Raw genomic sequence first — 25896 nt, forward strand, 5'->3', positions numbered from 1 at the left:
TCTTTTTTATAATTTTAACCCTTTAGAATTATTAGAATAGAAAATGTCATTAATAGATTTATCAAAACATGTTGCCATAGGAATTGATATTGGTGGCACCAATACAAAGTTTGGAGTGGTAAACCACAGAGGAGAGGTCCTTGAAAAAGGGCACCTGAGAACGGATGAATATGAAAAGGTTGAAGATTTTATCGAAGCCCTGCATGAAAAGGTTCACCCTCTGATTGAAAAGTACGGCAATGAAAAAAATTTCGATGGCATTGGTGTAGGTGCTCCTAATGGGAACTATTACACCGGAACCATAGAGCAGGCTCCCAATCTTCCCTGGAAGGGAGTTGTTCCTTTTGCTGAATTAATGACAGCCAAATTCAATCTACCTTGTACCATTACCAATGATGCTAATGCTGCAGCTTATGGTGAAATGCTTTTCGGAGCAGCAAGAGGAATGAAAGATTTTATCATGATCACTTTAGGAACAGGCGTAGGAAGCGGTATCGTGGCCAGTGGAAAGCTGATCTACGGACATGATGGTTTTGCCGGTGAACTCGGACATACCATTGTGAAACCGGGAGGAAGAAAGCATTGGAGTACTGGTTCTGAAGGAAGTCTTGAGGCGTATGCCTCCGCTACAGGAATTGCAATCACGGCTAAAAAAATGAGGGCTGAATTTCCTGAATCCCTGTTGAACCAGTATCCTGAAGAGGCGATCAATTCTAAAACGGTTCATGAATGTGCATTAAAAGGAGATCCTATTGCTATCGAAGTATTCAGATACACGGGACAGAAATTAGGGGAGGCATTGGCTAATTTTGTTATGTTCTCATCTCCTGAGGCGATTCTTTTATTTGGTGGAGTTATTAAAGCCGGAGATTTTATCCTGAAACCTGCAAAACTTCATATGGAAAGAAACCTTCTTTCGATTTTCAGAAATAAAGTTAAATTGGTTTTCAGCGAACTTGATGAAGCGGATGCTGCTATTTTGGGGGCAAGTGCCTTGGTTTGGGAAAAATAATCTGACGCTATTTAAAGATATAATCAAGCATCCTTTAAGGGTGCTTTTTATTTTGTCCTATATTATCCGGAATATTTGATTTTCGGCTCGCTGCAAATCACGAGCAATATGTACAAATTCTCATGACAGTTCCCGTAAAAAATGAAAAAGTTTTTCATATTTTTGATTAGCTTTTTGATATCCTTTATAGTATAGGATAGATAAAGAAACCGGTAATTCAAACAATCAACCTACAATGGATAACAATAATTTAGAACAGATTACTTTCGGCGGTGGATGCTTCTGGTGTGTAGAAAGCTGTTTCAACATGCTAAAGGGTGTAAAATCTGCAATTTCAGGCTATTCAGGAGGACATAAAGAGAATCCGACCTACGAAGAAGTATGTACAGGAAATACAGGTCATGCAGAAGTAGTACAGATCACTTATGATCCTAAGATCATTTCATACGAACAATTGATGGATGTATTCTTTTTCCTTCATGATCCTACACAGCTTAACAGGCAGGGAAATGACATCGGAACACAATACCGTTCTGTTATTTACTATAAAGATGATGCGGAAAAGCAAAAAGCAGAAGAAGCCATCAGGGTATCTGAAGCATCAGGGAGATGGTCCGGAGAATATGTTACCGAATTAACGAAATTCGATAAGTTCTGGCCTGCTGAGCAATACCACCAGGGGTATTATAATGAAAATCCTACACAACCTTATTGCAGTGCTGTGGTAGGCCCTAAAATTCAAAAATTCAAAAAACATTTCGGAGAACTGAACATGTTGAATGCTGAATAAAAAAATAAAGCGAAGAGAATAATCTCTTCGCTTTTCTTTGCAGAAAATAATCATTTATATGAGAAAAACTAGTAGCCCGGATTCTGTGTAAAATCATTTGATGCATCAAGTGTTGCCTGAGGAATCGGGAAAATTCTTCTGTAAGGTTGGGACGCTGACTTAGCCGTTCCTGGAAGATCGAATTTCCCAAATCTTATCATCGCTTTTCTTCTGTACATCTCCCAATACAGTTCATAGCCGGACTCTTTAAATAAAGTATTTGCGTCAAGAGAAGCAATCGCAACTCCCGGAGCATTATTGTATAAAGATTCACGGGTCCTGCTGGTTCTTAATTTATTAACATCGGCTAACGCTGCTGCTATATTTCCATTTCTGAAATAGGCTTCTGCACGCATCATATAGATTGTTCCCAATCTGTATAATGGGACGTCCATTCCGCTTGTTCCGTTGTTTCCATAGCCCGGATCAAATTCAAATTTGAAATTTCTTACTCCTCTGTTGATCTGCGCCTGCGTAAATACTGCCTCAGAAGGGTTATCAAAATTTAGTTCAGGCGTGAAATCTGCAGCAAGCGTTGTGTTTTTTTCTGTAAACAACTTAAATACTTTAATTCTTCCATCTGCGGTCATATCGAAATTTCCATTTTGAAGAATTTTAGGCCCATATTGCTGACCCACCTGCAGTCCTCTGTTAAAATGAAACCAGGGTTTTCCTGTTCCTTCCACTTTACTTGTTGAAGGCACGCTCACATCAGTTCCGTCATTTCTGAACCATGTTCCGTCTTCATATTGATAGGTTCTTTGAAAACGGGGGTCATCATGATTCCCGTTCCATGAGTAATAGAATTCAGGAGTGACACATGATGCATTTGTTCCTCTGTTATCCGGTGAAGGCTTCTGGCTCCTTTCCATTGACATATACGCTAAATCGTTATCCGAACCCTTGTCTGAACTGGCTATTTTTTTCTGAACAATAGTAAAGATCATCTCCTTGCTCGTATCGTTATTGATATCAAAATTGTGAAAATAATTAGACTCTAAGCTAAAGTTGGGATTATTAATCAACAAGTTACAATATTCAATCACTTTATCCATATCATTTCCTCCCCCACTTACAGCCTGTTCCGTAAAATTGAAAGTACCTGCCGTTTTGTTTTTTAAAACTGCCCTGTTCAGGTACATATCTGCCAAAAGTGCATAGGCGGCTTGCTTTGTAAACCTTCCTGCATGGGTATTCTGAGTTTTAATATCTGCTAAATTGGGAATAAGCCCTGCTACTTCAGTGATTAAAGCATCAATTGTAGTATCTGCCTTTCTGATCACAATCGGGGCATTGATATTATCCGGATCCCTGTAAGGAGCTTGTCCAAATAAATCGATGGTTGTATAAGTATAATATGCCAATAATCCTTTTGCTTCTGCTAAAAATAATGCTTTATTGGCTCCTGTACTTTTGTTAGCGCTCGATATTGCCGTTAAAGATTTGGTAATCCCGAAGTTCAGCTGGTTCCATGTCGTTTTAACCACGTCACTGTTGGCATCCCAAGTAAATTCGTGCATAGCTCTCCACTTTCCTCCGTCTCCCCAGTCACTTCCTCTCGTAGGAAGAATGGCTTCATCCGTAGAATATTCCTGCAAAGCAAAAACACTTCCATGGTCCACAAAAGTTCCTTCGCCAAGCTGGCTGTAAGCAGCAGCCAAAGCAGCCTCTGGATCTGCAACTTCAGAACCAAGAACCTCATCGATTACTTTTTCATCCAGATTTGTACATCCCATTAAGGCCAATGCAGCAATGGATAAAATAATTTTATTAATATTTAAAAAATTAGATCTCATGATTTCTTTAACTCAAATTAAAATTTAACAGTTGCCCCCAAAATGAATGTTTTGGCAGACGGATATGTTGTATAGTCGATTCCCAGAGACTGGTTCCCTCCTACTTGTTTGTTCGTATCAACAAGAGGATCATATCCCGAATAACTGGTGATGGTAAATAAATTTTGTGCGCTTACGTAGAGATTAATGCTCTTTAAAAATTTCAGTTGTCCCATGTCGAAAGTATATCCTAGCCTTACGTTGTTCAAACGAAGGAAATCGGATTTTTCAAGATACAAAGAGGACAGTTGGGGCTGATTGGTGAAACTTGCTCCCGAATCGTAGAAATTTTTCAAAACATTCCTGTCTGAGGCTAGGTTATTGATATTCAGGTCAAGCGCCGTATTATTAACGAGATAGCCTCCGGTTTGTCCGATGAAAGAGAATGCAAAATCAAATCGCTTGTATTTCATATAAGAATTGATCCCGAAGGTAAAATTGGGTATAGCTCCTTCGAAAATTTTTCTGTCATTCTGATCGATTCTTCCGTCTCCGTTAATATCTTCATAGATATATTTTCCGTTGGCATCAACACCGAGATAATTCAACATATAGAAAGAACCCGCCTCATACCCGTTTTTGTAAATATTCGCCGTTACCCCGGAAAGCCCCGGTCCCGAAACTTCACCGGAGTAAATCGCTGATACCGGAAGATTTTTTACAACATTGTTCACTGTTGCTCCGTTCACATCAAGGTTCCATGTAAAATTTTCATTTTTGATGATCTCTGAACCTAAGCTGAATTCAAAACCTTTATTGACAATCTGCGCATCAACATTCTTCCAAACAGTGCTTGTTGGGCTCAAAGGTCTTGAAGGAATATTTAAAATAGGATCTTTCGTCGTCTTATGATAATATTCCAATGATCCGTACAATTTATTTTTCCATAAACTAAAATCTGTCCCAATATTGGTTTGCTCCACAACTTCCCATTTCAGGTCAGGATTTACCGTTCTGTTGATGGCCACTCCGTTGATCAGATTTAAGTTATCATACAGATAATATCCCGCAGCTTGTGTTAATGAAGAACTCGCTTGTGTAATTTTGTTCGGGACTTCCTGGTTACCGGTTTGTCCCCAGCTTCCTCTTAATTTTAATTCATTGATGGTCTGAGAGTCCTTTAAGAAATTTTCATTGGAAACCGTCCACCCCACCGCAAATGAAGGGAAATATCCGTATTTATTATTTTTACCAAAACGAGTGGAACCGTCTGCTCGTAATGAAGCTGTTAGTAAATACTTTTTATCAAAATTATAATTTACCCTTCCGAAATAGGACTGCAATTCATTTTCCTGCGCATATCCCGCTCCGGGAATAAATGCCGTTCCTGAATATCCCGGATTAATTTCCGGTGCAATTCCCGCTCCCTGAGCAGCAATATCCTTTACTCCGAAATAAGTTCCTGTAGATTTGAATTTCTGATATGAAAAACCTCCCAGCAAACTGAAATTATGCTTATTTAAACTAAGATCATAGGTTAAGTAATGTTCCAACAGAATATTATAAGAATCAAGATTGGCCTGAACATACATTCCTTTGGGAGTTCTGTCGGTAATATTCGGATACATAGTGGTGTTTCTCTCCGACATTGTTTTATCGATCCCTAAATTGAATTTATAATTCAATCCCGGCAAGATCCTTAAAGTTGCCTCTGTATTTCCCAAAACCCTGAAGGTATTGGTCTTGTCATTATAAACACTTAACAGATATAATGGATTATAATGAGCGTTCATATTAAAATTAGTGAAGTTCCCGTTTTGATCATAAACAGAACGGGTTGGGTTCGCCATCAGGGCATGAATAATGACTTGACCATCCGATCCTGCATTACCTCCATTCGGGATTCCTGTTTCCCTGATGTCACTTGCCGTAAGGTTTACTTTAACCTTTAGCCTTTTATTGTCAAAAAAAGACTCTTCTGCATTCAGACGGGCAGTTGTTCTTTTAAAACCACTGTTGAGAACAATACCGTCCTGATCCATGTGAGAAATGGAAGCAAAATAATTTCCTGTTTCCGTAGCTTTTGAAAATGATACCGAGTGATTCTGAGACACCGCGTTTCTATAGATCTCATCCTGCCAATCCGTATTTCCTCCGTGATCATAAAGCTTATCAACTCCGGCAGCTCTGTACTGATCTGCCGTTAGCAGATCCAGCTTCTTAATAACAGAAGAAAAACCAAGATAGGTATCATAGGTAAACATAGGTTCCCCTCTCTTTCCTCTTTTCGTGGTGACCAAAACAACTCCGTTCGATCCCCGGGCTCCATAAATGGCAGCAGCCGAAGCATCTTTTAAGACGGTGATTGATTCGATATCACTGGTATTCAGAAAGTTTAACGGATTTTTTGCCTGTGCATTTCCTAAACCTACATTCGGGCTTGTTGCACTCACCGCATCATTACTTAAAGGAACACCATCTACAACAAATAAAGGAGTACTACCACTCCTTATTGAACCGATCCCACGAATAGATACGTTCACTCCGGCCCCCGGTTCACCGCTTGACTGAACTATACGAACACCGGCAATCTTTCCCTGCATCAGGTTATCCACAGAAATGTTCATTCCTTCTTTGAAGTTTTCAGCCTTCAACTGGCTGACAGCTCCTGTTAAATCAGATTTTTTCTGGGATCCATAACCTACTAAAGTTACCTCTTCGATAGAAGTTGCTGCTTTTTTGGATTTTAACCGTACAGAAACAGAAGTTCCGTCGATCTTTATCTTCTGAACTTCATATCCATCATAAGAGATTGATAATGTTTGTCCGATAGTAGCAGAAATACTAAAATTTCCTGAAGCATCTGAGATGGCTGTAGCTCCCGTTTCTGCAACCATAATTTTTGCCCCCTCAACCGGTGATCCCTCCTGATCCAGAACAACTCCGGAAATCGTCTCATTTACCTGCGAGTAAACAGGGCTAATGGTCGTAAAACCCTCTGCATTGGCCTGATTGGCCACCAGAAAGATTAACGCTATTGGAATTAGCTTTTTAAATTTAAAAAAATTAATTTTGTGGTACATATCATTAAGTAAATTGTAATAAACATTTGCTTAGTAAAAAGCCGCTGTTGTTCCCGCAACAGTGGTTTTTTTTAACTCTTTTCACAGCTTATTTTCGGCATACAAAGTAAATTCATTTCCCCAAAAACTATTTTAACATAATATTATCTTAAGATCAACAAAATATAAATATCCCAAAATGAGAAAATAATATCGTTTTAACTTTCAGAGTTTTACAAACAGTATCTTTTACCTTATTTACATAATCTTAAAAATTTATTAACATAATATATAAATTATCTAAGGACAAGAGTCGCTAATTTCGCCATGACAAAATTTGAGTTATTATGAAAAAGGCTGCCGTTTTTCTATTATCCTTATCGCCCTATTTTTTGCTATGGGCACAGGGACAGAATCTGGATGATGTAAAGATGAATGAAATCCAGGTGATCGGCTCCCATAACAGCTATAAGAAAGCAATCCTTCCTGAGGTTTATGATTTTCTGGCAAAAAAAGATTCATTACATTCCCTGCCTAAAATTCAATACGAGCATATCGCGATCCCGGAACAGCTGGATTTAGGATTACGGAACCTCGAACTTGATGTGTATGCAGACAGCAAAGGCGGAAAATATGCCCACCCGAAAATTTTAGATCTTGTCAAAACAAAACAACCTTTTGATCCGGAAGGGAAAATGAAAAAGCCGGGATACAAAATGATCCATATTACGGATATTGATTACCAGACCTGGTATTTTACACTTGAAGAGTGTTTAAGAGATCTTAAAAAATGGTCCGACGCACACCCTGATCACGACCCTATATTCATTACCCTGGAACCTAAAGATGGTGGAGCCAACACATTCGGAACCGAACCGGAGCACTTTACAAGCCAATTATTCGATGACCTTGATAACGAGCTAAAAAACTACCTCGGTAAAAACAAGATCATCACCCCGGATGATATTCGCGGATCCTATACCACATTGAACGAAGCAGTCCTTCACAAGAACTGGCCGACCGTAAAAAATGCCAAAGGAAAGTTTCTTTTTGTGCTGGATAACAACGGAGAAAACAGAGATCTCTATATCAAGGGACACGCTTCTTTATCGGGAAGGATGATATTCACTAATTCAGTACCCGGAACCCCGGAAGCTGCAGTATTGTTCAGGAATGATCCCGGTCCTGAAATCCGGGAACTCGTACTAAAAGGATACATTATACGCACCAGGGCAGATGCAGATACTATGGAAGCGAGAGCCGGGGATTATTCAAGGTTTGAAAAAGCCAAAGCAAGCGGGGCACAAATAATTTCAACAGATTATTACTTACCCAGCAGGCTTTTTAAATCAGATTATAAGGTAAGTTTTGAAAACAATACTTATGAAAGAAAAAATCCGGTAAACGGACAATAATTACACACGTTCACATTCATATCAAAGAAAAGCAGTCTTAGCATAAGGTTGCTTTCTTTTTATTTTAAAAGATCTTTTAATAACGAAGGTTTGAGAGCAGGATTCAGCCATTCAACATAAGATTCCTCTACAGTTTTTTTACTGATTGCTTTTTCAAATCAATTTCAAAATGGTCAGCCGGATCTCCGTTTGAAAGCAGGGATAAGATCCTGAAGACAGATTTTAGCTTTAATATAAAAGGATCCTTCGATTGATTTTGCTCAAAAGATTTTATCAGAACCTGATATTGCATCCCCCTTTCCTTCGAAATATCCTCTTGTGCAAGTTCATCAGCAGACTGGAATTTATACAGGTCGAACAACAGATCTTCAAGATTCCATTTTTTGAACGAATTTATATTGATATTTTTTGGCAATGTATATTTTGAACCCTCAGAAAGCAAAAGCAACTCTTTCCCTGATAAGGATTTCCCTTTTTCAATAAAATCCTTTGGCCAGTCATCCGGGATCATCCGAAGGCGAACCAATTCCCTAAGATGAAATAACATGAAATCATGGTAGGATTTTGTTTTCAGGATTTCTTTATTCCACAGGAGCTTCCCCGGAATTTTTTGCAATGCTTTGTATTCCTTTTCGTATAAAGGAAACAACTCATCAAAACGGGGAACTTCATGTAAAACTTCTGTCCTTACTTCCATTACATCCTGTGAATGAATAGTAAGTACTTTATAACCTGGTAAATAGGCTGCAAGAGAAGGAACCTGTATATTCACCAACATCTTATCCCCTATTTTCCGTATCCCCGTATCATTGATATGCATATGTCCTGCAAAATGAATCTGCAACCCGGCATCTGCAAAGTCTTTGGCTACTTCTTCTTCTGGAACCCTTTCCAGCTGCCATTTCTTCTCTCCTAAAAGATTTTTGATCTCATCTGTGGCCCCGTCATTAAAATCGATCATCGGGTAATGGGTAAAAGCAATCAGAGTTTTGCCATTTCTTTCAGCTTCTTCTGCTATCTTCTTTACCCATTGGATCAAATGCTTTTTATGCGTCAGAACATTATTATATCCTATACTCGCTCCGTTATAATTTCCGGGATCATCCGAGCCCTTATTGAGGTTCTTGGGAATATAAGTGTTGCCATCAATAGCCATCATCCAAACCCCGTTTACAGGTTCTACCACATAGCTTAAGTCAGGGACTGAAAATCCTTTGTAGACTTCATACATCCTGTTCGGGTAATTGGCACATTTCATTGCATGATCATAAGAGTAGCCGGAATAAGAATAGCTGTCAAAAGGAGTACTCCAATACAGATTCCCTTTTTGCGGGTAAAAACCGAAATCTTTAAGTTCATTCAAAATCTCGAGATACCCCGATTCCGCAATGTCCTTCGTAATAATATTCCGTTTATTTTTTGACAGGGTTTTATTACTGTAAACCCCCAATGCATTTCCATCGCTTCCTAAAAAATCATCTTTCCCTCCATCCTGATAAAATGGACCGACAGGATCATGATTTCCCGTTGTTATGTAAAAATTAATCCCATACTTTTCATGATACGTCCTCAGAATCCGTTGCAACCCGCGTATATTGTACGCTTGCCCGTCATCCGAAAAATCACCGGGCATGGCAACAATCTTAATTCCTTTCGTAGCAATATCATCCAGCGCTTTCAGGAAAGCAAAATAATTTTCATTAAAAACTCGTGTGGAATGCAATTGAGCATCCATTGTCCTCAAAATGGTTGCTTTTCCTGTTTTGGGATTAACAATTCCTTTAAAATCATGATCCGAAAAACTCCCATACAAATCCTGAAAATGAACATCTGAAAGAAAAGCAATTTTGATAGGCTTTTGTTGGGCAGATAAGCAAGTAAAAGCAGTAAGTAAAGTGAAGAAAATTCCTTTTTTTAGCATGGTAAAAATAACCCGAAAATTAGAAGATTATTTTTGGAATTGATTTAAGGGAATTTTAAATAATTGTGAAAAAAATTCATTCTTCCAATTTAGCATTTTGACCTGCATAATTCTCTAATATTCCTTCAGAAACATCTTTTAAAGCTTTTTCATTTTTAGGATGTTTCCCATAACTTGTAAAAAATTCTACATGATTTTTACTTTTATCATACCATACTTTACCTAAGCTATTATCAACATTAAGTGTATCAGGTCTATTAATCCGCTTAAAATATCTAAAATCATGTGGATTCATTGCAACCACTTTCAATTGAGGACCAAGATCACTGCTATCTGTGGCAATATATCTATCTCCATCCCAATACATATAATTCTTTTCCACATCAAGCTTACCTCCAGACATAATCCCTAAAGAATGTCTCATTCCATCATCGTATTTCTTATTATTTGAAAAAATAACCCCTCCTGTAACCAAAAAAATAACAAACGCCATTTCTACAAGCCCAAGCCCATTTTTCTTAATAAAATCTGGCATTGCAAGAATTGGCTTATTAATAATATTAATTACGATTCTAGAGACCGTTTGATTAATTGTGTATTCTATTGTTTTCCAGTCTAAACAATAATTTTTGAAATTATCATATCCTAAATAATTGCTTAAATCATCAAGGATTACAGGCTTAATATTATAATCTTTCTCACTTTCAACAATAGTTTTATAATAAGTCTCAAAGGTTTTATAGCTCAGGTTGACTTTAAAATCATCTAACAAACTTCTTTCTAGTGATTTTAGAATCCCACTAGGAGATTTCTCAGTTGTCTCATTTGATGCCTTTTCAAATACATCTTCCAGTAGCTTTTTTTTCTGGGATAAAAATTTTGACATATAGCAATAGTTTTTATTCGGAAAATTAAAGGGTTTATCAATAAAATCATTACGGTTTCCCGTACAAAAGTTTCCAAGAACTTTCCAAAAACTTTCTAACACACACTTTCTCCATTGTTGGATATTTGCTCCAGAAATCAATGACAGACAAAACGTTACAATAACAAATTTACAAAACTGATTTCTAAATCACCAGATAAAACGGAAGAAAACTCCGGGTTGGGAAGCAGATGTTTCTCTTCCGTTTTTGAAGGTTCTACTTCCCAAAAAATTTAAGAAGCGCTTCAAATTTTTTAACCGTGTAAAACTATCTGCGATCTGTTTCGCAGGGAAGAACACGAATGCTTTAACATTAAATTTTTTGACAAAATGATCGAGTTTATATTAATGCTATTAGGCTTAGCATTCCCAAATAATAACGCAAATACAGCAACATTTCCACATAATAATGGAACGCAAATTACAATACAAACAAGTAGTAGTCCGGCAGAAGGATTAGATCCGGGAGGCCCAGGAGGAGGTACCACAGGCGATACAGGTCAGACACCACCACCATTTACAAACCCTTAATAATCAGAAAGGACAGATTGCATAAATCTGTCCTTTTTATTACTTTGCACTATAAACTAATATTATGAAATATGAAGAGTCTGTTACTATTAATTATATCAGTGATTTTATTTTCTTGTGCAAAAAAGAAAACTTTATCAGATAATTCCAAAAAAGAAAATCTATTCCATGTAAAAGCAAGAGAATTCAGAAATGCGAAAATCAGTGACTCAGCATTTTATTATTATACCTTGGCAAAAGACGAATACATAAAAAATAATGATTCATTAAGAGCAGGACAGTCTTTGATTAACATGGCAATTATTGAAACTGCAAAAGGTGATTTCTATGGTTCGATAGAAACCTCTCTCGAAGCAAATAAGTTTCTTACCAATATCAAAGATTCTATAGTGAGAAGAGACCTAGCTTCCAGTTTTAATAATATGGGGATAGCATCTGGCTACATGTATAATTACAATGATGCTATTGATTTTTACAAAAATGCTATACAATATGCAACCAATGACGAAACAAAATTTACCTACTATAATAATATTGGGGTAGCATTTTTAAAGAAAAATGAAGCCAAACAAGCTATTAGATACTTTAAAAATTCTATCTTATCTAAGAATAAAGTGGAATATGCACGGGCATTAAACAATTTCGCTAGAGCTAAATTCATGGAAGACAAAAATTACAATCCTCTTCCTGAGTTTTATAAAGCATTAGAAATAAGGAAAAAAAGCAATGACATAGATGGTTTAAATTCTAGTTACTATACATTATCTGAATACTTTAAAACATTTGATAAAAGTAAGGCTCTTTTTTATACTGAAAAAATGCTTGAAACAGCAATTGCGGTAAAAAATCCTGAAGATAAACTGCAGGCATTAATTAAACTTATTGATCTCAACACAAATAATATTTCAATATATTTTAAAGATTATCAAAAACTCAATGACAGTCTTCTTATTGCGAGGAGTAAAGCAAAAAATCAGTTCGCATTAATAAGGTATGAAACAGAAAAAAATAAAGCTGACTTTCTAAGATCTGAAGCACAAAATGCACAAAAAGAAATTCAATTATTAAGACAATATTTAATTTCAAGTGGTTTAGTAGCTACATTGATTATCATTATAATATTATATAGCAAAAGACAGAAAAAACTAAAACAAGAAAAAGAACTGGAAATAAAAAACACTCAACTTAAACTCTCCAAAAAAGTACACGATGTAGTAGCAAACGGTATCTATCAGGTGATGACCAAGATTGAAAACCAGGAAAGCTTTAGCAAAGATGAGGCGCTTGATGAATTGGAATTTGTTTATGAAAAATCAAGGGATATCTCCTATGAAAAAACCGATCTTACTAATAACGAGAAGAATTTCAATGAAAAAATATCGGAACTTATAGGCTCCTTTAATAATGATACTGTAAAAACCTATCTTGCCGGAAACGATGCAAGCATATGGAAGGGATTACAAGAATCAACCCTGACAGAAGTATACCAGATTGTACGTGAATTACTCGTAAATATGAAAAAACATAGCCGGGCAGACCGGGTGGTTTTCAGATTTGAAAGGGAAAATGAATTTATCAAAATTTACTATACCGATAATGGAATTGGCATTCCCGGAGATATTATATATAAAAATGGGCTGTCGTCTACGGTTTCCCGTATAGAAACAATCAAAGGAGAAATTATTTTTGACACCAAAACCGAAAGAGGATTGAAGATCAACATTTCATTTCCTGTTTCCTAAAAACTAAAAAGAATGTTCAAAAAAATTTTAATCGCTGAAGACCATGAAAGTATTAATCTTTCGGTACAAAAAACACTGGAAGACCTCAACATTCCGAATGTTGATTATGTATATTACTGTGATGATGCATTGGCAAAGGTTCATAAATCCATTCGGGAAAATGAACCTTACGACCTGTTGATCACTGATTTGTATTATGAAGAAGATCACCGGCAGCAAAACATTAAAGACGGAAGAGATCTTATCCAACAAATAAAGGCACTTCAGTCTTCCCTTAAAGTCATTGTCTTTTCCGCCGAACACAAATCCGGAATCATCGATTCTCTTTTCAAAGACTATAATATCAATGGATATGTTCGTAAAGCAAGAAACGATTCCAAAGAGCTGAAAAAATCAATTGCATCTGTTTACATTAATGAAAATTATCTGTCTCTTGATTTAAAGCAGGAAATAAAAAAACTAAATAGTTATGAGTTTTCTGCGTATGAAATTACACTCGTTTCCCTTCTTTCAAAAGGAGTTCTGCAAAAAAACATTCCTGATCTCCTACAGGAAAAAAACATAAAACCTAACAGCTTAAGCAGTGTTGAAAAAAAATTGAACAGCTTAAAAGAAGATCTTGAGGTAACCAGCAACGAACAACTGGTTGCATTTTGCAAAGACATCGGAATTATTTAAAAAACAAATTTTCCATCCCGATTTAATATAGCCTTTCATTTTTTTGAAAGGTTTTTTTGTTTTTTGCCCGTTTTACGGATTCCCGTAAGGATTGGTTTTGAAAGGGTTATACTTTTGGAATGTTAAATAAAAAACAATCATGGGAAAATTTGTAATTACTCAGAGAATAAACAATGAGTATCAATTCAATCTTAAGGCTGGAAACGGAGAAATTATCCTGACCAGCGAAGGCTATGTTCAGAAAGCCTCCTGTCATAAAGGAATAGAGTCTGTAAGAATCAATTCAAAGGAGGATTCCAGATATGACAGAAGAGAGGCTGTAAATGGTAAAGATTATTTCGTGCTAAAAGCCAGAAATGGGGAGATCATTGGAAAAAGCCAGCTCTACAGCTCAAAGACAGCAATGGAAAATGGAATTCACTCTGTAAAATCCAATGCGCCAACCGCAGAAATTATTGATGAAACCCTTAAAAACTAAAAGCAATGGATCTTAAAATAAAACTAGAGCAGCTGCATCAGAAAGTAGTAGGATTGAAAGACCAAATCAATACGGAAGAAGCGACCAAAAATGCTTTTGTAATGCCATTCATACAGATTTTAGGTTATGATATATTTAATCCTACAGAAGTGGTTCCTGAGCATATTTGTGATATCGGAACCAAAAAAGGAGAAAAAGTAGACTATGTGATAAGACACAACGACAATCCTATTTTTATCATTGAATGTAAGCATTGGAAAGAAAGTGCAGATGCGCACAATTCACAGCTCCACAGATACTATCATGTTTCAAAGACCCGGTTTGGAGTGCTAACCAATGGGATTGTATATAATTTTTACACCGATCTGGAGAAGCCTAATATTATGGATGAAAAGCCTTTTTTTACCATCAACATTGAAGATCTCAAAGACAGTTCGATTAAAATTCTCGAAAGCTTTACCAAAAAAGACTACAATCTGGAAAGCATTTTAGATTCTGCTGAAGCATTAAAGTATATCAAAGCGATCCGGAGAGAATTTGAGAAAGAAATTGAAAACCCCTCTGATGAGTTGGTTAGGCTGTTAGTCAATCGCTTTTTCGAAAAACCTTTAACCGCGAATAGAATGATTTCTTTCAAAGAGTACACAAAGAAAGCTTTGACAACATCAATCAATGAATCCATAAGTTTCAGGCTCAAATCTGCATTGAGCATTAACGAACAGATTGAAAAAAGGGATCAGGCTGTAAAAACACCACAATCTATTGATGAAAACAATGACTCTAAAATTGTAACAACCGAAGAAGAACTGGAAGGGTTTCAAATTGTAAAGGCTATCCTGCGAGAAAAAGTCGAATCATCAAGAATTGCTTATCGGGATACTCTATCCTATTTTGGAATTTTATTCGATGACAACAATAGGAAACCTCTTTGCAGACTACATTTTAATACCTCAAATAAATACCTGGAGCTATTTCATAACGGGAAAGATTCCGGAGAAAAGATTTTATTAGGTACCCTCGATGAAATCTACAATTTCAGAAATGAACTTCACAAAACACTTGAAAATTATAACTGATGAAAAAGCTGTTTTTACTTATTATAATCCCAATCATCATTTTTCTTTTACATTCTTGTTTTAAGGCAAACGATAATATTGGGCACGATGGAAGATGTACGGGGTCTGCCTATTGTACAGCTTGTTCAAATTGTTCCGGTTGTGGACATTGTGCAGGAGGTGGTGGAACCTGTGGTGTTTGTAAAGGAGAATCCTCCGGAAAAAAATCTTCTTCAAAGAAAGACAAACATAAAAGACCGGGAGATAATGATTCTTATTCTTCAAAAAGAGGTAAATCTACCAAAGCTCCTTCAGTTTTTGTGAATGAAATCAATATCAATTCTGGCAGATACATAGCAGGAACTGCAATTACCTACATATATGAAAAACCTTCTATTCAATCCAAAATAATAGAAACTGTTCCTAAAAACGAAAAGCTGATTCAGCTTTCAAAACAGGATTCTTGGTATAAAGTGAAAGTACAGAAATCAGGAAAAATAGGATATGTATATTATAAAAATGTAAAATAACTAAAAACAAATATCTATGAATTTAAAACAATTTTTAAACGAAGAACAGGATCCTAAAGCTGTTGAAAAGCTCCTTGAAAAAATTAACAGCCTTCTTACTTCACAAGAGTTTGTTGAATATATTGCCGTTCAAAAAAAGCCGGCTTTTAATTTATCTCCGGACTGTATTGCTCTTACCAATAGGAGAGTTATTTTTTGTAGACCCAAAAATTTCGGTTTATCAATGGATTTTCAGGATTACAGTTGGGTAGATGTTGCAGACTGTCATATTAAAGAAGGTATTCTTGGGGCTACTTTCATTATGAAAACTGTAGGAAACCTAATCAATATGATGGACTATTTACCAAAAGCACAAGCAAGAAAACTCTATCAATACGCTCAGGAAATTGAAGAACAAATGAGAGGTGTGAGAAGAGAAAAAGATTTAGAAACAAGAAGAGCTTCTGCTGGAGGAGGAGTAACTGTAAATAACACGACACCTATTATTGCCCAGCCACATCAATTCCAACAACAACAACAACAACCTTTGTTGATAGAAAATGAAGATCCTTTTGCCATTTTACAAAAATTAAAAGGCTTAGTAGAAACCGGAATTATTTCCCCGGAAGAGTTTGAAGAAAAAAAGAATGAAATCTTATCAAGAGTTTAGAAATTATGAAATCAAAATTTACCACAGCCATGCTCGCTCTCTTTTTAGGGGGATTGGGCATTCATAGATTTTACTTAGGCCAAAATACATTAGGAATATTCTATCTTTTATTCTGCTGGACTTTTATCCCGGCACTCATTGCCTTTATTGACTTCATCGTTTTCATTTTCATGTCTGAAAATAGTTTCAATTACAAGTACAACCTTACTACAGGATTCTAAAAACTAAAAAAATGAAACCATTTCTCACCTTCTGTGCAATATGTTGTTTTGTAGGTGTTTTTAGACTCCCTATTGAATATTACACCTTTCTCCGGGTTTTAGTCTCTGTTGGAGCACTGATTATCATCTATAGTTTTTTGAACAATAAGCAATACAACTGGGGAGCAATATTCATAGTAATACTGATCATTTTTAATCCGGTTTTTCCCATTTATCTATATAGAAAAAGTATATGGATCCCTATTGATACCATTACAGGAATCCTTTTTCTCCTTATAACGTTTGCTGAAAAACTGGATTTTAAAAAGGAAGAAGAAACTACCGAAGAAATTCCAGAACATAATAGACAAGTAAGATCTCCTTCACGAGATATCATTATTAATCCCAAAAAGACCAAAGAAGAACCAACCAATGGAAAACAATCAAATAACTGAAAATCTCAAAGCTCACTTCTTAAGGCTTTATCAAATGGCTATTTGTGATGATGATTTCAGTGCTCTTGAGCTGAAAATGCTTTACAAGTGTGCTGAAGAAAGAGGAATATCTTCAAAAAATCTGGATGATATTCTGCTGAATCCTATCAATTTTAAATCTCTGGTCCCACAAACCATTGAGGAGAAAGTTGATTACCTATATGATCTCACTGTGATGATATGGGCAGACGGCGTCGTCTCTCCAAACGAGTATTCCGCTATGGAAAAGTATGTACTTATGTTCGGTTTTCTGGAAGAGAATGTAACAGATATTGTTGATTACCTTATCGAAGCAGTAAAAATCGGAAAGAATAAAAGTGACATTTTATACGAATTAAAAAACTAAAACACTATGGACACCATCAGCATAAAAAATTTATTCAAACTGAAATCAGTTCCAATTGAAACACCCAAACAGGAAGTTCTCAAAGACACCGACTCTAAAGTAGAAACAGAATCTCCTGAAGAAAGCAGAAAAAGAACTTATCACGAAGCCGGCTACAGGGACAGCTCCAGAACAAATGGAAATCATTCCACACTATCAATTTGCCTTGATGCCGTATACTCAAAGTTTCAAAATGAGGAAAAAGAGATGGTTGAAAAACAGCAAAAGCTTAAGGAGTCTTATATCAATGAGCAAAAAAACAGAGAAACTGAGATCAAAGCTCTGACTGTTTCCCAGGAAACTAAAGAAGAACAACTAAAAAATAAAAACAAGGAGGTCGAAAATCATCAAAACACAATTGAGGCCCTAAAAGCTGAAATACTGGATTTACCTAGAAACCCCGAAAAACACAATGTAAAGGCAACAAAAGGAGCTTCCACTAAATTCTGGATTGGCGCATTCCTTCTCATTCCTATAAGCCTTTACTTGATCACATTCTATATTTCAACTTCTTACTCCGCTTTCTTTAAAAGTTTTGATGCTAAAAGTACGGTGATACAAAGTGTTTTGGACGCACAAGCATTCAGTAAAGCATGGAACGCAGGAGCTATTGAAGGAGCTTTTGTCACTTTAATTCCATTTGTATTTCTTGGACTAGGCTTTCTCATTCACATGTTCAGCGAGAATAAAACAACAGCGAATTATATTAAACTTGGACTATTATTCGTAGTTACATTTGTTTTCGACTCCATTTTAGCATATGAGATTGAATCAAAACTGTATGAATTAAATAAAACATTTAATTCCCCTGATTTTAATCTTAAAATCGCTGTTACTAAAATACAGTTTTGGGGAATTATTTTCGCAGGATTCATTGTCTACATTATCTGGGGGTTGGTATTTGATTTCGTTATGAAGGAGCATAAAGAAAAAGATAAAATCAAAAATGAACAAGAAATCAGACAAAAAAACGTGCTTTTTCTTTTAGAAAAAATCAATGTACTGAAAAAAGAAATTGAAGAAATTCTGGGAAATATAGGTACCACAAAAGAATTAATAATTAAAACCCGTGGGAGAATTGAAGAACTTCAGAATATTATTGATGGAGTCATCATTCCAACCAAAGATTACAAGTTATATGCCTCAGAGTATGTCCAGGGTTGGATTACTTTTATTGGAGAAAAGATAGCTGTTTCCAAAACAGAGAAACAAACGATGATCGAAAGCTGTATTGAAACCTATAATATCAATCTGGAAACCGTAGGAGCTAATTCTGATAATCAAAATTTAGTATACTTGTCTTCTTTATAAATCGAAAGCCATGAAAAAAATAATATACTTATTAATAATCATCTCTTTTGTTTCTTGTTGCAAAACTGAAAGTGGTTCTTCCGATGAAAGAAAAGATAGTATTCAAACTGATCTGAATAACTTAAATGTTAGCATTTTAATTGATTTATCGGACCGAATCGACCCCAAAACCAACCCAACCCCATCAATGGAATATGCTCAGAGAGATGTGGAATATATCAAAACCATTGAAAAAGGATTTCTCAACCATATTAAATCCAAAAGAATAATCACTTATGATGATCAGATGCAGATCTTCTTTAATCCTGAACCTTCCGATCCAAAAATGAACGAACTGACCAAAGAACTAAAGGTATCTTTTGATAAAAATACAAGCAAAGATTATTTTAGTTCTGTCGAAAAAAAATATTCTGAATTGCCTTCTAATATTTATCAATCAGCCATTAAAGATGATAAATACGTTGGTTCTGACATTTGGGAGTTCTTTAGAAATAAAGTAAAGGATTATTGTATCAAAGATGATCGAAGAAATATTCTTTTTATTCTGACTGACGGCTACATGTATCATGAAGATTCCAAGTTTTCACAAGAAAAGAAGACCTCTTATCTGACATCAAAATTAATAAAATCATTTCATCTTACCACAACAGATTATAAAGCAGAAATTGAGAAAAATCATTTGGGCTTTGTAAAGGCCAATGATAATCTGAATAATCTGGAAATAATTGTTTTGGGAATTAACCCTGAAAAAGGCAATCCATTCGAAGAAGCAGTCATCAAAGAATACTGGGAAAACTGGTTCAAAGAAATGAAAGTCAAAAATTACCAGATTAAATTAGCAGACCTTCCTTCTAATCTGGAACCGATTATTTTAAAAGCCATTAAAGGATAAAAACTAAAAACACTCAACATATAACCACAAAAAAAGCGAAGATTAGTCTTCGCTTTTTATTTTCTGATCATTTCCGTATGCGGAATATCATCCTCCAGATATTTTTTCCCGGTATCAATAAAACCAAACTCAGAATAGAAACGCAACAGGTAATCCTGTGCAGAGATTTTGATCTCCGATGTATGAAACCTGTTTTCAATGGTTTCAACCGCATATCTTATCAATTGTTTTCCTAAGCTTTTTCCTCTTGCTTTCTCAGTAGTCAGTACTCTTCCGAATGAAGTTTCATCATATTTAATACCCTTATCAAAAACCCTGCAGTAGGCAAGGATCTCACCTTCTTCCTCCGCCCAGATATGAATACCCTTCTGATCATAATTATCCAGATCAGGATAAGGGCAGTTTTGCTCAATCACAAAAACATCAATACGCGCCTTTAAAACTTTATAAAGCTCAGGAACGGTGAACTCATCAAAAGTTTTTATTTTCCAGATTATATTACTCATCAAAGTTTACGCTATTATTTTTTAAAAATTCATTGGTGGTCTGGATGAAATCCAGAATTTTGTCGCCTCCTTCCTTCTTTTCTGCTGAAGTAATGTACAGTTCCGGCAGGTCTTCCCAGGTTTTGTGAAGTTCAGCTTTATAATCCTCCACATTTTTTATAACAACATTAGGCTTCAGTTTATCTGCTTTGGTAAAAACAATTGAAAAAGGAACTCCGCTCTCTCCACACCATTGGATAAACTCTAAATCGATTTTCTGAGGAGTGTGTCTTGAATCCACCAAAACAAAAAGGTTAACCAGATTCCTTCTGTTCAGGATATAATTGGTGATCAGTTTTTCAAAATCTTTTCTCTGAACCTTTGAAACTTTAGCATATCCGTATCCCGGCAAATCGGTAAGATACCAGCTTTCATTGACTAAAAAATGGTTGATCAGCTGTGTTTTTCCCGGAGTTTGTGAAGTTTTTGCCAGATCTTTATGATTCATCATCGCATTGATCAATGATGATTTACCCACATTTGATCTTCCTATAAAAGCATATTCGGGAATATTGGGCTCCGGGCATTCCTGCCATTTCCCGCTACTTTTGACAAATTCTGCTGTTTTAATTACCATTTTTGAATTATTTTAAGAAAAACAAACCATTAAGAGCTATCTTAATGGTTTAAGTTATTTATACTTTATCTTTTAACCAGCTGTAAAGAATTTCATTGAATTCATCTGGTTTTTCCATCATTGCTGCGTGGCCGCATTTATCTATCCAGTACAGATCAGAATTAGGAATAAACTTATGCATATCTTCTGCCACCTCAGGAGGTGTTACATTATCCTGCTTTCCCCAGATCAGGCACGTAGGTGTCAGAATTTTAGGGAGATCATTCAGCATGTTGTGTTTGATAGCACTTCTGGCAAGCATTACCGTTTTTATTCCTTTCATTCTGTCATTAACAACACCGAAAACCTCGTCCACGAGATCCTCTGTAGCGACTGCAGGGTCATAGAAAACTTCCTCCGTTTTCTTCCTTATATATTGTCTGTCACTTTTTCTCGGAAAGCTGTCCCCGAATGTTCTTTCGTATAATCCGGAACTTCCCGTTAAAACAAGATTTTTTACAAGATCAGGCCTTGCCAAAGCTAAGATAAGCCCGACATGACCGCCCATCGAATTCCCGACAATAGTTACCGGTTCCGAAATATGGCTCTCTATAAACTTGATAATATATTTTGCGATAGTAGTAAGATTGGTATTGAGTACCGGCAAATCATAGATTGGCAATTGAGGCACATATACCTTAAATCCTTTCTCCGAAAAAAAATTCACCATCTTATCGAAATTACTCAAACCACCCATTAACCCGTGCAACAGCACCAATGGATGTCCTTCTCCCGCTTCTACAAAAGTATATTTCTTTTCTTTTTTTGTACTAAATATCATAAAACGCCTTAATAAAGCCCTGCAAAAATACAAATTAAACCTCAAAAATATTTTGATATTCCTAATTTAAGATAAAAATAATATAATAAAGGCTTTTTGCCGATCTTTTTTAACATCCTTTTTGTTATGGGCAAAATAAGACCAATTCCAATATCCAAAATATCAACCACTTACCCCTGCGGTCTTCAATCTTTGATAAAACTTATTAACATTGAGTCAAAAAGTGGGAAAAAGTGGGAAGTTTTGGAAATAATTATATAAATTTGTCCCAAATGAAGAATTTCATTGGAACATATGAGTGTAAAATAGACGACAAAGGTCGCTTAAAAGTCCCTGCATCGCTGATCAAGCAGATGGAGAACTTTGACGATAAAGCCTTTGTAGTCAAACGCTCCGTGTTTCAACCCTGCCTGGAAGTTTATCCTATGAATGCTTGGGATCAGCTGATGGGCAAAATTAATAAACTAAACAGATTCATTAAAAAGAATGCTGATTTCATAAGAATGTTTACAGCAGGAGTAAAAACTGTAGAGTTGGATAACGCCGGAAGATTACAGATTTCCAAAGACCTTACCCACTTCGCAAATCTTCATAAAGATATTGTGATCACAAGTGCCGGGGAATTATTTGAAATCTGGGATAAAGAAGCTTACGAGAAAGTGATCTCTACCAACGAAACCGATTTTACAAGCCTTGCTGAAGATGTGATGGGCTCTTTCGATGAAGAATAACTACGCTGCTAAAAAGGCGCAAAACACAAATTAAAACATGTATCATAATCCCGTTTTGTTGAAGCAAAGTGTTGATGATTTGGTTACGAATCCAGACGGAACATACGTGGACTGTACTTTTGGTGGCGGAGGTCATTCAAGAGAAATACTGAGCAGGCTCTCGGAAAAAGGAAGGCTATTCAGTTTTGATCAGGACTTAGACGCTCTTAAAAATAATATTGATGATCCGAGGTTTACCTTGATTAATCAGAATTTCAGGTTCCTGGAAAATTCTTTACTGATGTACGGAGTTTCTCAGGTAGATGGAATATTGGCGGATCTGGGAGTATCATCGCATCAGTTTGATGAAGCGGAAAGAGGGTTTTCTACCAGAAGTGATGCCCCACTGGATATGAGGATGAATGTAATGCAGAGCCTGGATGCCAAAAGGGTGATCAATGAATATGAAGAAGAGCAGCTGGCAGATATATTTTACTACTACGGTGAATTGAGAGAAGCACGTAAACTGGCGAGGGATATTGTTCATCACAGAAAAAGTAAAATCATCAATACAACGGAAGACCTGAAAAAACTATTCAGCTATCTTCCCCCGCATAAGGTTAATAAATTTTATGCACAGCTTTTCCAGGCAATAAGAATCGAAGTAAACCAGGAGCTTGAGGTTTTAAAAGAAATGCTCGTTCAGGCTTATCAGATCTTAAAAACGGAAGGAAGACTGGTAGTTATTTCATACCACTCCCTGGAAGATCGTCTTGTAAAAAGATTCCTTAAAAACGGAATGTTTGAAGGTGAACCGACGAGGGATATTTATGGAAATTATAAAAAGGCATTCGAACTGCTGAAGAGTAAGGCAATCATTCCTGATGATAAGGAGATTGAGGAAAACTCAAGAGCAAGAAGTGCAAAAATGAGAACAGGAATAAAAGTATAAATGGTTAGAAATAAGGATTAACACCCTTATTATCAATTATTAATCATCATTTATCAATAATAAATTGGCTAAAAGAACGACAAATCGCCCACAAAAGAGATTAACTTTTATAGACATTATAAAAGGGAATTTCCTCAACCGTGATGAGATAAAAATACATTACAAGTATTTCTTATTGCTTTTTGTACTGATGATGGCCATGATCTATACCAATCACCTGGTGAACAAAAAGATCAAAATTGTAAATGCTTTAAAAGAAGAAACAGAAGAATATAAATCCCGAAACGCTTATGCCCAAAGTAAGCTGATTAAGGTAAAAATGGAATCAGAGCTCGGAAAAGAAGTAGCACGGGATTCTTTAATGACACTGGAAAACCATCCTCATAAACTGCTAATAAAATTGGATAGTACAGATGCAAAAGCAAAATGAATACGATAACAAACGTAAAAAAACGTTAAGGTGGGGCTACCTCTTCGCAGTGGTAGCTTTGTGCGTGTTTGTACTTTTTTTAACAAGAATCGTTATTCTCCAAAACACTAATGTTCAGGAAATTAAAGACGACTACATCAATAAAAACTATCGTGAAGCCACTTTAAAGGCTGCCAGAGGGAATTTATTTGCATCAGATGGCTCTATTCTCGCAACTACCGTTATGCGTTATGATATCTATCTTGATTTCAAAACAATAAAGGATACGGTTTACAGTAACAATATCGGTGCATTAACGGATTCACTAAGCAAGATGTTTGGAAAACCAAGAAGTGAATTCAGACAGAAATTTGACGAACAGAAAAGAAAGAAAAATCAATATTATACACTTGCCAGAGGCTTGGATTTTGATGAATACGACAGGATCAGAAACTTCCCGATCTTTAAGAAAGGAAAGAATAAAGGAGGATTTATCGTAGACAGAAATTACAAAAGAGAGCTCGCAACTTCTGAAATTGGTGCAGGTACCATCGGAATGGATAACAGTGAGTACAAATCCGGTCTGGAAGGAGCCTTTTCAAAATACCTGACAGGCACCGACGGGAAAAGATTGGAACAAAGAATCAATTCTTCGCAGTGGAAGCCTATTGATTTCTGGAAGGTTCAGGAACCCGTAGATGGAGAAGATGTATATACGACCTTAGACCTTAGAATTCAAGACATTGCACACTCAGCTCTTGAGAAGCAGCTCGTAAATTTTGAAGCAAAACACGGTACTGTAATTGTCATGGAAGTAGGAACCGGAAAGGTTCGTGCCATGGTAAACCTTCGAAGAACAGATTCAGGAGAGTACGAAGATGCTTATAATTATGCTTTAAAAGATAATATCGAACCCGGCTCAACTTTCAAAACCATTTCACTTTTGGCAGCAATGGATGACGGATTCATCGATGATAACACAACGGTAAATGTAGGAAACGGAGTATGGACCTACGCGAAGCAAAGAATTTCAGATGGCCACGGAGGAGGAACATACGACATCAGTGACGTTCTTGCGAAATCCAGCAACGTAGGAACCGCCAAACTGATTACGAAATACTATGCCGATAAGCCACAGATATTCCTTGATCACCTTAAGCGCTGGAAATTATTTGATAAAATGGATATCGAACTTCCGGGCATTACAAAACCTAAGATCGTAACTCCACAAAATAAAAGATGGAACGCAGCAACACTTGCTTCGATATCTTTTGGATATTCTTCGAACATTAACTTATTACAATTAGCAACTTTCTACAACGGGGTTGCTAATAATGGTAAAATGCTTAAGCCTTTATTCATCGATAAGATCATGAAGGATGGTAAAATAATGTATCAGGCCAAGCCGGAGGTAATGGTCAGCAAAATGGCTTCTGAGAAAGCAATTAAAATGATGACCAATGCTTTGACAAAAGCCGTGGAAAAAGGAACCGGACGAAGTATTTTCACCCCGAATCTGAAAATGGCAGGAAAAACAGGGACCGCCAGATTTGAGTACTGGCTTCCGGGCCCGATGAAATACCGTGCCTCTTTTGCAGGGTTCTATCCAGCTGATAATCCGAAGTATACCTGTTATGTAATGATCAGTGAGCCGAATACGGCAAAAGGATTTTACGGAGCGACTGTTTCAGCCCCGGTTTTTAAAGAAATTGCAGGAAAAACATTCCTGAAGACGCCTCAGAATATTGAAAAAGAAATGCTTGTTGACAAAAAGGTAAACCTCAATAAAATGGTGGAGCCTAATGTGAAAGTAGCAGTAAATGATAAACAAATGCCTAACGTGGTAGGATTAATAGGTAAGAATGTGATTCCACAACTGGAAAACCTTGGATACCGTGTAGACTACAAAGGAGTAGGAAGAATAAAAGAACAGTTTCCTTTGGAGGGAACTACGATCAGTAAGAACCAGAGAATTTATTTATCTCTTCAGAATTAAAAA

At 36.2% G+C, this 25896-nt stretch carries 26 protein-coding genes; 19 read left to right on the forward strand and 7 right to left on the reverse strand.

The genetic code is table 11. The annotated features are described in order from the left end of the window. Positions 1 to 43 precede the first annotated feature (43 nt). Together ACNFU2_RS13470 and msrA are read left to right on the forward strand one after the other, a co-directional pair. Positions 44 to 1012: an ROK family protein gene (locus ACNFU2_RS13470; protein ID WP_172281487.1), complete on the forward strand. Its 969-nt coding sequence runs from the start codon at positions 44 to 46 to the stop codon at positions 1010 to 1012. Positions 1013 to 1247: 235 nt separating this feature from the next. Beyond that, complete coding sequence (gene msrA / locus ACNFU2_RS13475; protein ID WP_172281489.1) at positions 1248 to 1802, forward strand: peptide-methionine (S)-S-oxide reductase MsrA; 555 nt, start codon at positions 1248 to 1250, stop codon at positions 1800 to 1802. 68 nt (positions 1803 to 1870) lie between these two features. Here msrA and ACNFU2_RS13480 read toward each other — a convergent pair whose 3' ends face one another. Then, positions 1871 to 3637, reverse strand: coding sequence for a RagB/SusD family nutrient uptake outer membrane protein (locus ACNFU2_RS13480; RefSeq protein WP_418122016.1), 1767 nt, complete (start codon positions 3635 to 3637; stop codon positions 1871 to 1873). 17 nt (positions 3638 to 3654) lie between these two features. Then, complete coding sequence (locus ACNFU2_RS13485) at positions 3655 to 6699, reverse strand: SusC/RagA family TonB-linked outer membrane protein (RefSeq protein WP_418122018.1); 3045 nt, start codon at positions 6697 to 6699, stop codon at positions 3655 to 3657. A gap of 326 nt (positions 6700 to 7025) precedes the next feature. Between ACNFU2_RS13485 and ACNFU2_RS13490 the strand changes: the two genes are divergently transcribed. After that, the gene (locus ACNFU2_RS13490; RefSeq protein ID WP_418122020.1) at positions 7026 to 8093 is read left to right on the forward strand and encodes a phosphatidylinositol-specific phospholipase C1-like protein; all 1068 of its coding nucleotides are present in this window, start codon (positions 7026 to 7028) and stop codon (positions 8091 to 8093) included. A gap of 127 nt (positions 8094 to 8220) precedes the next feature. Here the strand turns inward: ACNFU2_RS13490 and ACNFU2_RS13495 are convergent, their stop codons facing one another. Together ACNFU2_RS13495 and ACNFU2_RS13500 are read right to left on the reverse strand one after the other, a co-directional pair. Continuing rightward, positions 8221 to 10014 (reverse strand): metallophosphoesterase, encoded by a 1794-nt coding sequence (locus ACNFU2_RS13495; RefSeq protein WP_418122022.1) that lies wholly within the window; start codon positions 10012 to 10014, stop codon positions 8221 to 8223. A gap of 76 nt (positions 10015 to 10090) precedes the next feature. Continuing rightward, positions 10091 to 10900 (reverse strand): hypothetical protein, encoded by an 810-nt coding sequence (locus ACNFU2_RS13500; protein WP_273650191.1) that lies wholly within the window; start codon positions 10898 to 10900, stop codon positions 10091 to 10093. A gap of 369 nt (positions 10901 to 11269) precedes the next feature. Between ACNFU2_RS13500 and ACNFU2_RS13505 the strand changes: the two genes are divergently transcribed. The 12 genes from ACNFU2_RS13505 (at position 11270) to ACNFU2_RS13560 (ending at position 19884) form a co-directional block, all read left to right on the forward strand. Then, a complete protein-coding gene (locus tag ACNFU2_RS13505) occupies positions 11270 to 11470 on the forward strand; it encodes a hypothetical protein (RefSeq protein ID WP_418122025.1) in 201 nt (66 codons plus the stop codon). A 71-nt stretch (positions 11471 to 11541) separates the two neighbouring features. After that, positions 11542 to 13212, forward strand: coding sequence for a tetratricopeptide repeat-containing sensor histidine kinase (locus tag ACNFU2_RS13510; RefSeq protein ID WP_418122027.1), 1671 nt, complete (start codon positions 11542 to 11544; stop codon positions 13210 to 13212). 12 nt (positions 13213 to 13224) lie between these two features. After that, entirely contained in the window at positions 13225 to 13890 is a 666-nt protein-coding gene (locus ACNFU2_RS13515; RefSeq protein ID WP_418122029.1) for a response regulator, read from the forward strand. Between the two features lie 139 nt (positions 13891 to 14029). Further along, complete coding sequence (locus tag ACNFU2_RS13520) at positions 14030 to 14368, forward strand: YegP family protein (protein ID WP_172281507.1); 339 nt, start codon at positions 14030 to 14032, stop codon at positions 14366 to 14368. Between the two features lie 5 nt (positions 14369 to 14373). Next, complete coding sequence (locus ACNFU2_RS13525) at positions 14374 to 15444, forward strand: type I restriction endonuclease (protein WP_418122031.1); 1071 nt, start codon at positions 14374 to 14376, stop codon at positions 15442 to 15444. Continuing rightward, positions 15444 to 15953 carry an SH3 domain-containing protein gene (locus ACNFU2_RS13530; protein ID WP_273650196.1) on the forward strand — a complete coding sequence of 170 codons (510 nt, stop codon included), beginning with the start codon at positions 15444 to 15446 and terminating at the stop codon, positions 15951 to 15953. Before ACNFU2_RS13525 ends, ACNFU2_RS13530 begins: the two co-directional genes overlap by 1 nt. Before the next feature lie 16 nt (positions 15954 to 15969). Then, the gene (locus ACNFU2_RS13535; protein ID WP_418122033.1) at positions 15970 to 16602 is read left to right on the forward strand and encodes a PH domain-containing protein; all 633 of its coding nucleotides are present in this window, start codon (positions 15970 to 15972) and stop codon (positions 16600 to 16602) included. Positions 16603 to 16607: 5 nt separating this feature from the next. Next, positions 16608 to 16823, forward strand: coding sequence for a TM2 domain-containing protein (locus ACNFU2_RS13540; protein WP_172281515.1), 216 nt, complete (start codon positions 16608 to 16610; stop codon positions 16821 to 16823). 11 nt (positions 16824 to 16834) lie between these two features. Next, complete coding sequence (locus tag ACNFU2_RS13545) at positions 16835 to 17257, forward strand: DUF6804 family protein (RefSeq protein WP_172281517.1); 423 nt, start codon at positions 16835 to 16837, stop codon at positions 17255 to 17257. Beyond that, positions 17235 to 17642, forward strand: a complete 408-nt coding sequence (locus tag ACNFU2_RS13550; protein ID WP_172281519.1) for a hypothetical protein — start codon at positions 17235 to 17237, stop codon at positions 17640 to 17642. Before ACNFU2_RS13545 ends, ACNFU2_RS13550 begins: the two co-directional genes overlap by 23 nt. 6 nt (positions 17643 to 17648) lie before the next feature. Continuing rightward, positions 17649 to 18992: a beta-carotene 15,15'-monooxygenase gene (locus ACNFU2_RS13555; RefSeq protein WP_418122036.1), complete on the forward strand. Its 1344-nt coding sequence runs from the start codon at positions 17649 to 17651 to the stop codon at positions 18990 to 18992. A 10-nt stretch (positions 18993 to 19002) separates the two neighbouring features. After that, positions 19003 to 19884 (forward strand): hypothetical protein, encoded by an 882-nt coding sequence (locus ACNFU2_RS13560; protein WP_418122037.1) that lies wholly within the window; start codon positions 19003 to 19005, stop codon positions 19882 to 19884. Positions 19885 to 19940: 56 nt separating this feature from the next. Here the strand turns inward: ACNFU2_RS13560 and ACNFU2_RS13565 are convergent, their stop codons facing one another. From ACNFU2_RS13565 to ACNFU2_RS13575, 3 genes are read right to left on the reverse strand one after another with little or no spacing between them, the layout of a single operon-like run. Continuing rightward, positions 19941 to 20390, reverse strand: coding sequence for a GNAT family N-acetyltransferase (locus ACNFU2_RS13565; protein ID WP_418122039.1), 450 nt, complete (start codon positions 20388 to 20390; stop codon positions 19941 to 19943). Continuing rightward, positions 20383 to 21006 carry a ribosome biogenesis GTP-binding protein YihA/YsxC gene (gene yihA / locus ACNFU2_RS13570; RefSeq protein WP_172281527.1) on the reverse strand — a complete coding sequence of 208 codons (624 nt, stop codon included), beginning with the start codon at positions 21004 to 21006 and terminating at the stop codon, positions 20383 to 20385. Before yihA ends, ACNFU2_RS13565 begins: the two co-directional genes overlap by 8 nt. A gap of 58 nt (positions 21007 to 21064) precedes the next feature. Next, a complete protein-coding gene (locus ACNFU2_RS13575) occupies positions 21065 to 21826 on the reverse strand; it encodes an alpha/beta fold hydrolase (protein ID WP_172281529.1) in 762 nt (253 codons plus the stop codon). 272 nt (positions 21827 to 22098) lie between these two features. Between ACNFU2_RS13575 and mraZ the strand changes: the two genes are divergently transcribed. The 4 genes from mraZ (at position 22099) to ACNFU2_RS13595 (ending at position 25893) form a co-directional block, all read left to right on the forward strand. Beyond that, positions 22099 to 22557 carry a division/cell wall cluster transcriptional repressor MraZ gene (gene mraZ, locus ACNFU2_RS13580; RefSeq protein WP_418122042.1) on the forward strand — a complete coding sequence of 153 codons (459 nt, stop codon included), beginning with the start codon at positions 22099 to 22101 and terminating at the stop codon, positions 22555 to 22557. A 37-nt stretch (positions 22558 to 22594) separates the two neighbouring features. Continuing rightward, the gene (rsmH, locus tag ACNFU2_RS13585; RefSeq protein WP_273650203.1) at positions 22595 to 23488 is read left to right on the forward strand and encodes a 16S rRNA (cytosine(1402)-N(4))-methyltransferase RsmH; all 894 of its coding nucleotides are present in this window, start codon (positions 22595 to 22597) and stop codon (positions 23486 to 23488) included. A gap of 64 nt (positions 23489 to 23552) precedes the next feature. After that, on the forward strand, positions 23553 to 23918 hold the full coding sequence (locus ACNFU2_RS13590; protein WP_002981890.1) for an FtsL-like putative cell division protein: 366 nt from the start codon (positions 23553 to 23555) through the stop codon (positions 23916 to 23918). Beyond that, on the forward strand, positions 23902 to 25893 hold the full coding sequence (locus ACNFU2_RS13595; RefSeq protein WP_172281535.1) for a penicillin-binding transpeptidase domain-containing protein: 1992 nt from the start codon (positions 23902 to 23904) through the stop codon (positions 25891 to 25893). The genes ACNFU2_RS13590 and ACNFU2_RS13595 overlap by 17 nt, the downstream gene beginning before the upstream one ends. Positions 25894 to 25896 lie beyond the last annotated feature (3 nt).

The organism is Chryseobacterium sp. PTM-20240506, from assembly GCF_048296755.1.
GTDB classification, from domain to species: Bacteria; Bacteroidota; Bacteroidia; order Flavobacteriales; family Weeksellaceae; genus Chryseobacterium; species Chryseobacterium proteolyticum.

Excerpts from the sequence above, each read along its gene's own strand:
- ACNFU2_RS13540 (WP_172281515.1), top strand. The coding sequence starts at position 16,608 with ATGAAATCAAAATTTACCACAGCCATGCTCGCTCTCTTTTTAGGGGGA.
- ACNFU2_RS13525 (WP_418122031.1), top strand. The coding sequence starts at position 14,374 with ATGGATCTTAAAATAAAACTAGAGCAGCTGCATCAGAAAGTAGTAGGA.
- ACNFU2_RS13545 (WP_172281517.1), top strand. The coding sequence starts at position 16,835 with ATGAAACCATTTCTCACCTTCTGTGCAATATGTTGTTTTGTAGGTGTT.
- ACNFU2_RS13495 (WP_418122022.1), bottom strand. The coding sequence starts at position 10,014 with ATGCTAAAAAAAGGAATTTTCTTCACTTTACTTACTGCTTTTACTTGC.
- ACNFU2_RS13550 (WP_172281519.1), top strand. The coding sequence starts at position 17,235 with ATGGAAAACAATCAAATAACTGAAAATCTCAAAGCTCACTTCTTAAGG.
- ACNFU2_RS13575 (WP_172281529.1), bottom strand. The coding sequence starts at position 21,826 with ATGATATTTAGTACAAAAAAAGAAAAGAAATATACTTTTGTAGAAGCG.
- mraZ (WP_418122042.1), top strand. The coding sequence starts at position 22,099 with ATGAAGAATTTCATTGGAACATATGAGTGTAAAATAGACGACAAAGGT.
- msrA (WP_172281489.1), top strand. The coding sequence starts at position 1,248 with ATGGATAACAATAATTTAGAACAGATTACTTTCGGCGGTGGATGCTTC.
- ACNFU2_RS13595 (WP_172281535.1), top strand. The coding sequence starts at position 23,902 with ATGCAAAAGCAAAATGAATACGATAACAAACGTAAAAAAACGTTAAGG.
- ACNFU2_RS13565 (WP_418122039.1), bottom strand. The coding sequence starts at position 20,390 with ATGAGTAATATAATCTGGAAAATAAAAACTTTTGATGAGTTCACCGTT.
- ACNFU2_RS13485 (WP_418122018.1), bottom strand. The coding sequence starts at position 6,699 with ATGTACCACAAAATTAATTTTTTTAAATTTAAAAAGCTAATTCCAATA.
- ACNFU2_RS13505 (WP_418122025.1), top strand. The coding sequence starts at position 11,270 with ATGATCGAGTTTATATTAATGCTATTAGGCTTAGCATTCCCAAATAAT.
- ACNFU2_RS13515 (WP_418122029.1), top strand. The coding sequence starts at position 13,225 with ATGTTCAAAAAAATTTTAATCGCTGAAGACCATGAAAGTATTAATCTT.
- rsmH (WP_273650203.1), top strand. The coding sequence starts at position 22,595 with ATGTATCATAATCCCGTTTTGTTGAAGCAAAGTGTTGATGATTTGGTT.
- ACNFU2_RS13530 (WP_273650196.1), top strand. The coding sequence starts at position 15,444 with ATGAAAAAGCTGTTTTTACTTATTATAATCCCAATCATCATTTTTCTT.
- ACNFU2_RS13470 (WP_172281487.1), top strand. The coding sequence starts at position 44 with ATGTCATTAATAGATTTATCAAAACATGTTGCCATAGGAATTGATATT.
- ACNFU2_RS13520 (WP_172281507.1), top strand. The coding sequence starts at position 14,030 with ATGGGAAAATTTGTAATTACTCAGAGAATAAACAATGAGTATCAATTC.
- ACNFU2_RS13490 (WP_418122020.1), top strand. The coding sequence starts at position 7,026 with ATGAAAAAGGCTGCCGTTTTTCTATTATCCTTATCGCCCTATTTTTTG.
- ACNFU2_RS13510 (WP_418122027.1), top strand. The coding sequence starts at position 11,542 with ATGAAGAGTCTGTTACTATTAATTATATCAGTGATTTTATTTTCTTGT.
- ACNFU2_RS13500 (WP_273650191.1), bottom strand. The coding sequence starts at position 10,900 with ATGTCAAAATTTTTATCCCAGAAAAAAAAGCTACTGGAAGATGTATTT.
- yihA (WP_172281527.1), bottom strand. The coding sequence starts at position 21,006 with ATGGTAATTAAAACAGCAGAATTTGTCAAAAGTAGCGGGAAATGGCAG.
- ACNFU2_RS13555 (WP_418122036.1), top strand. The coding sequence starts at position 17,649 with ATGGACACCATCAGCATAAAAAATTTATTCAAACTGAAATCAGTTCCA.
- ACNFU2_RS13535 (WP_418122033.1), top strand. The coding sequence starts at position 15,970 with ATGAATTTAAAACAATTTTTAAACGAAGAACAGGATCCTAAAGCTGTT.
- ACNFU2_RS13480 (WP_418122016.1), bottom strand. The coding sequence starts at position 3,637 with ATGAGATCTAATTTTTTAAATATTAATAAAATTATTTTATCCATTGCT.
- ACNFU2_RS13560 (WP_418122037.1), top strand. The coding sequence starts at position 19,003 with ATGAAAAAAATAATATACTTATTAATAATCATCTCTTTTGTTTCTTGT.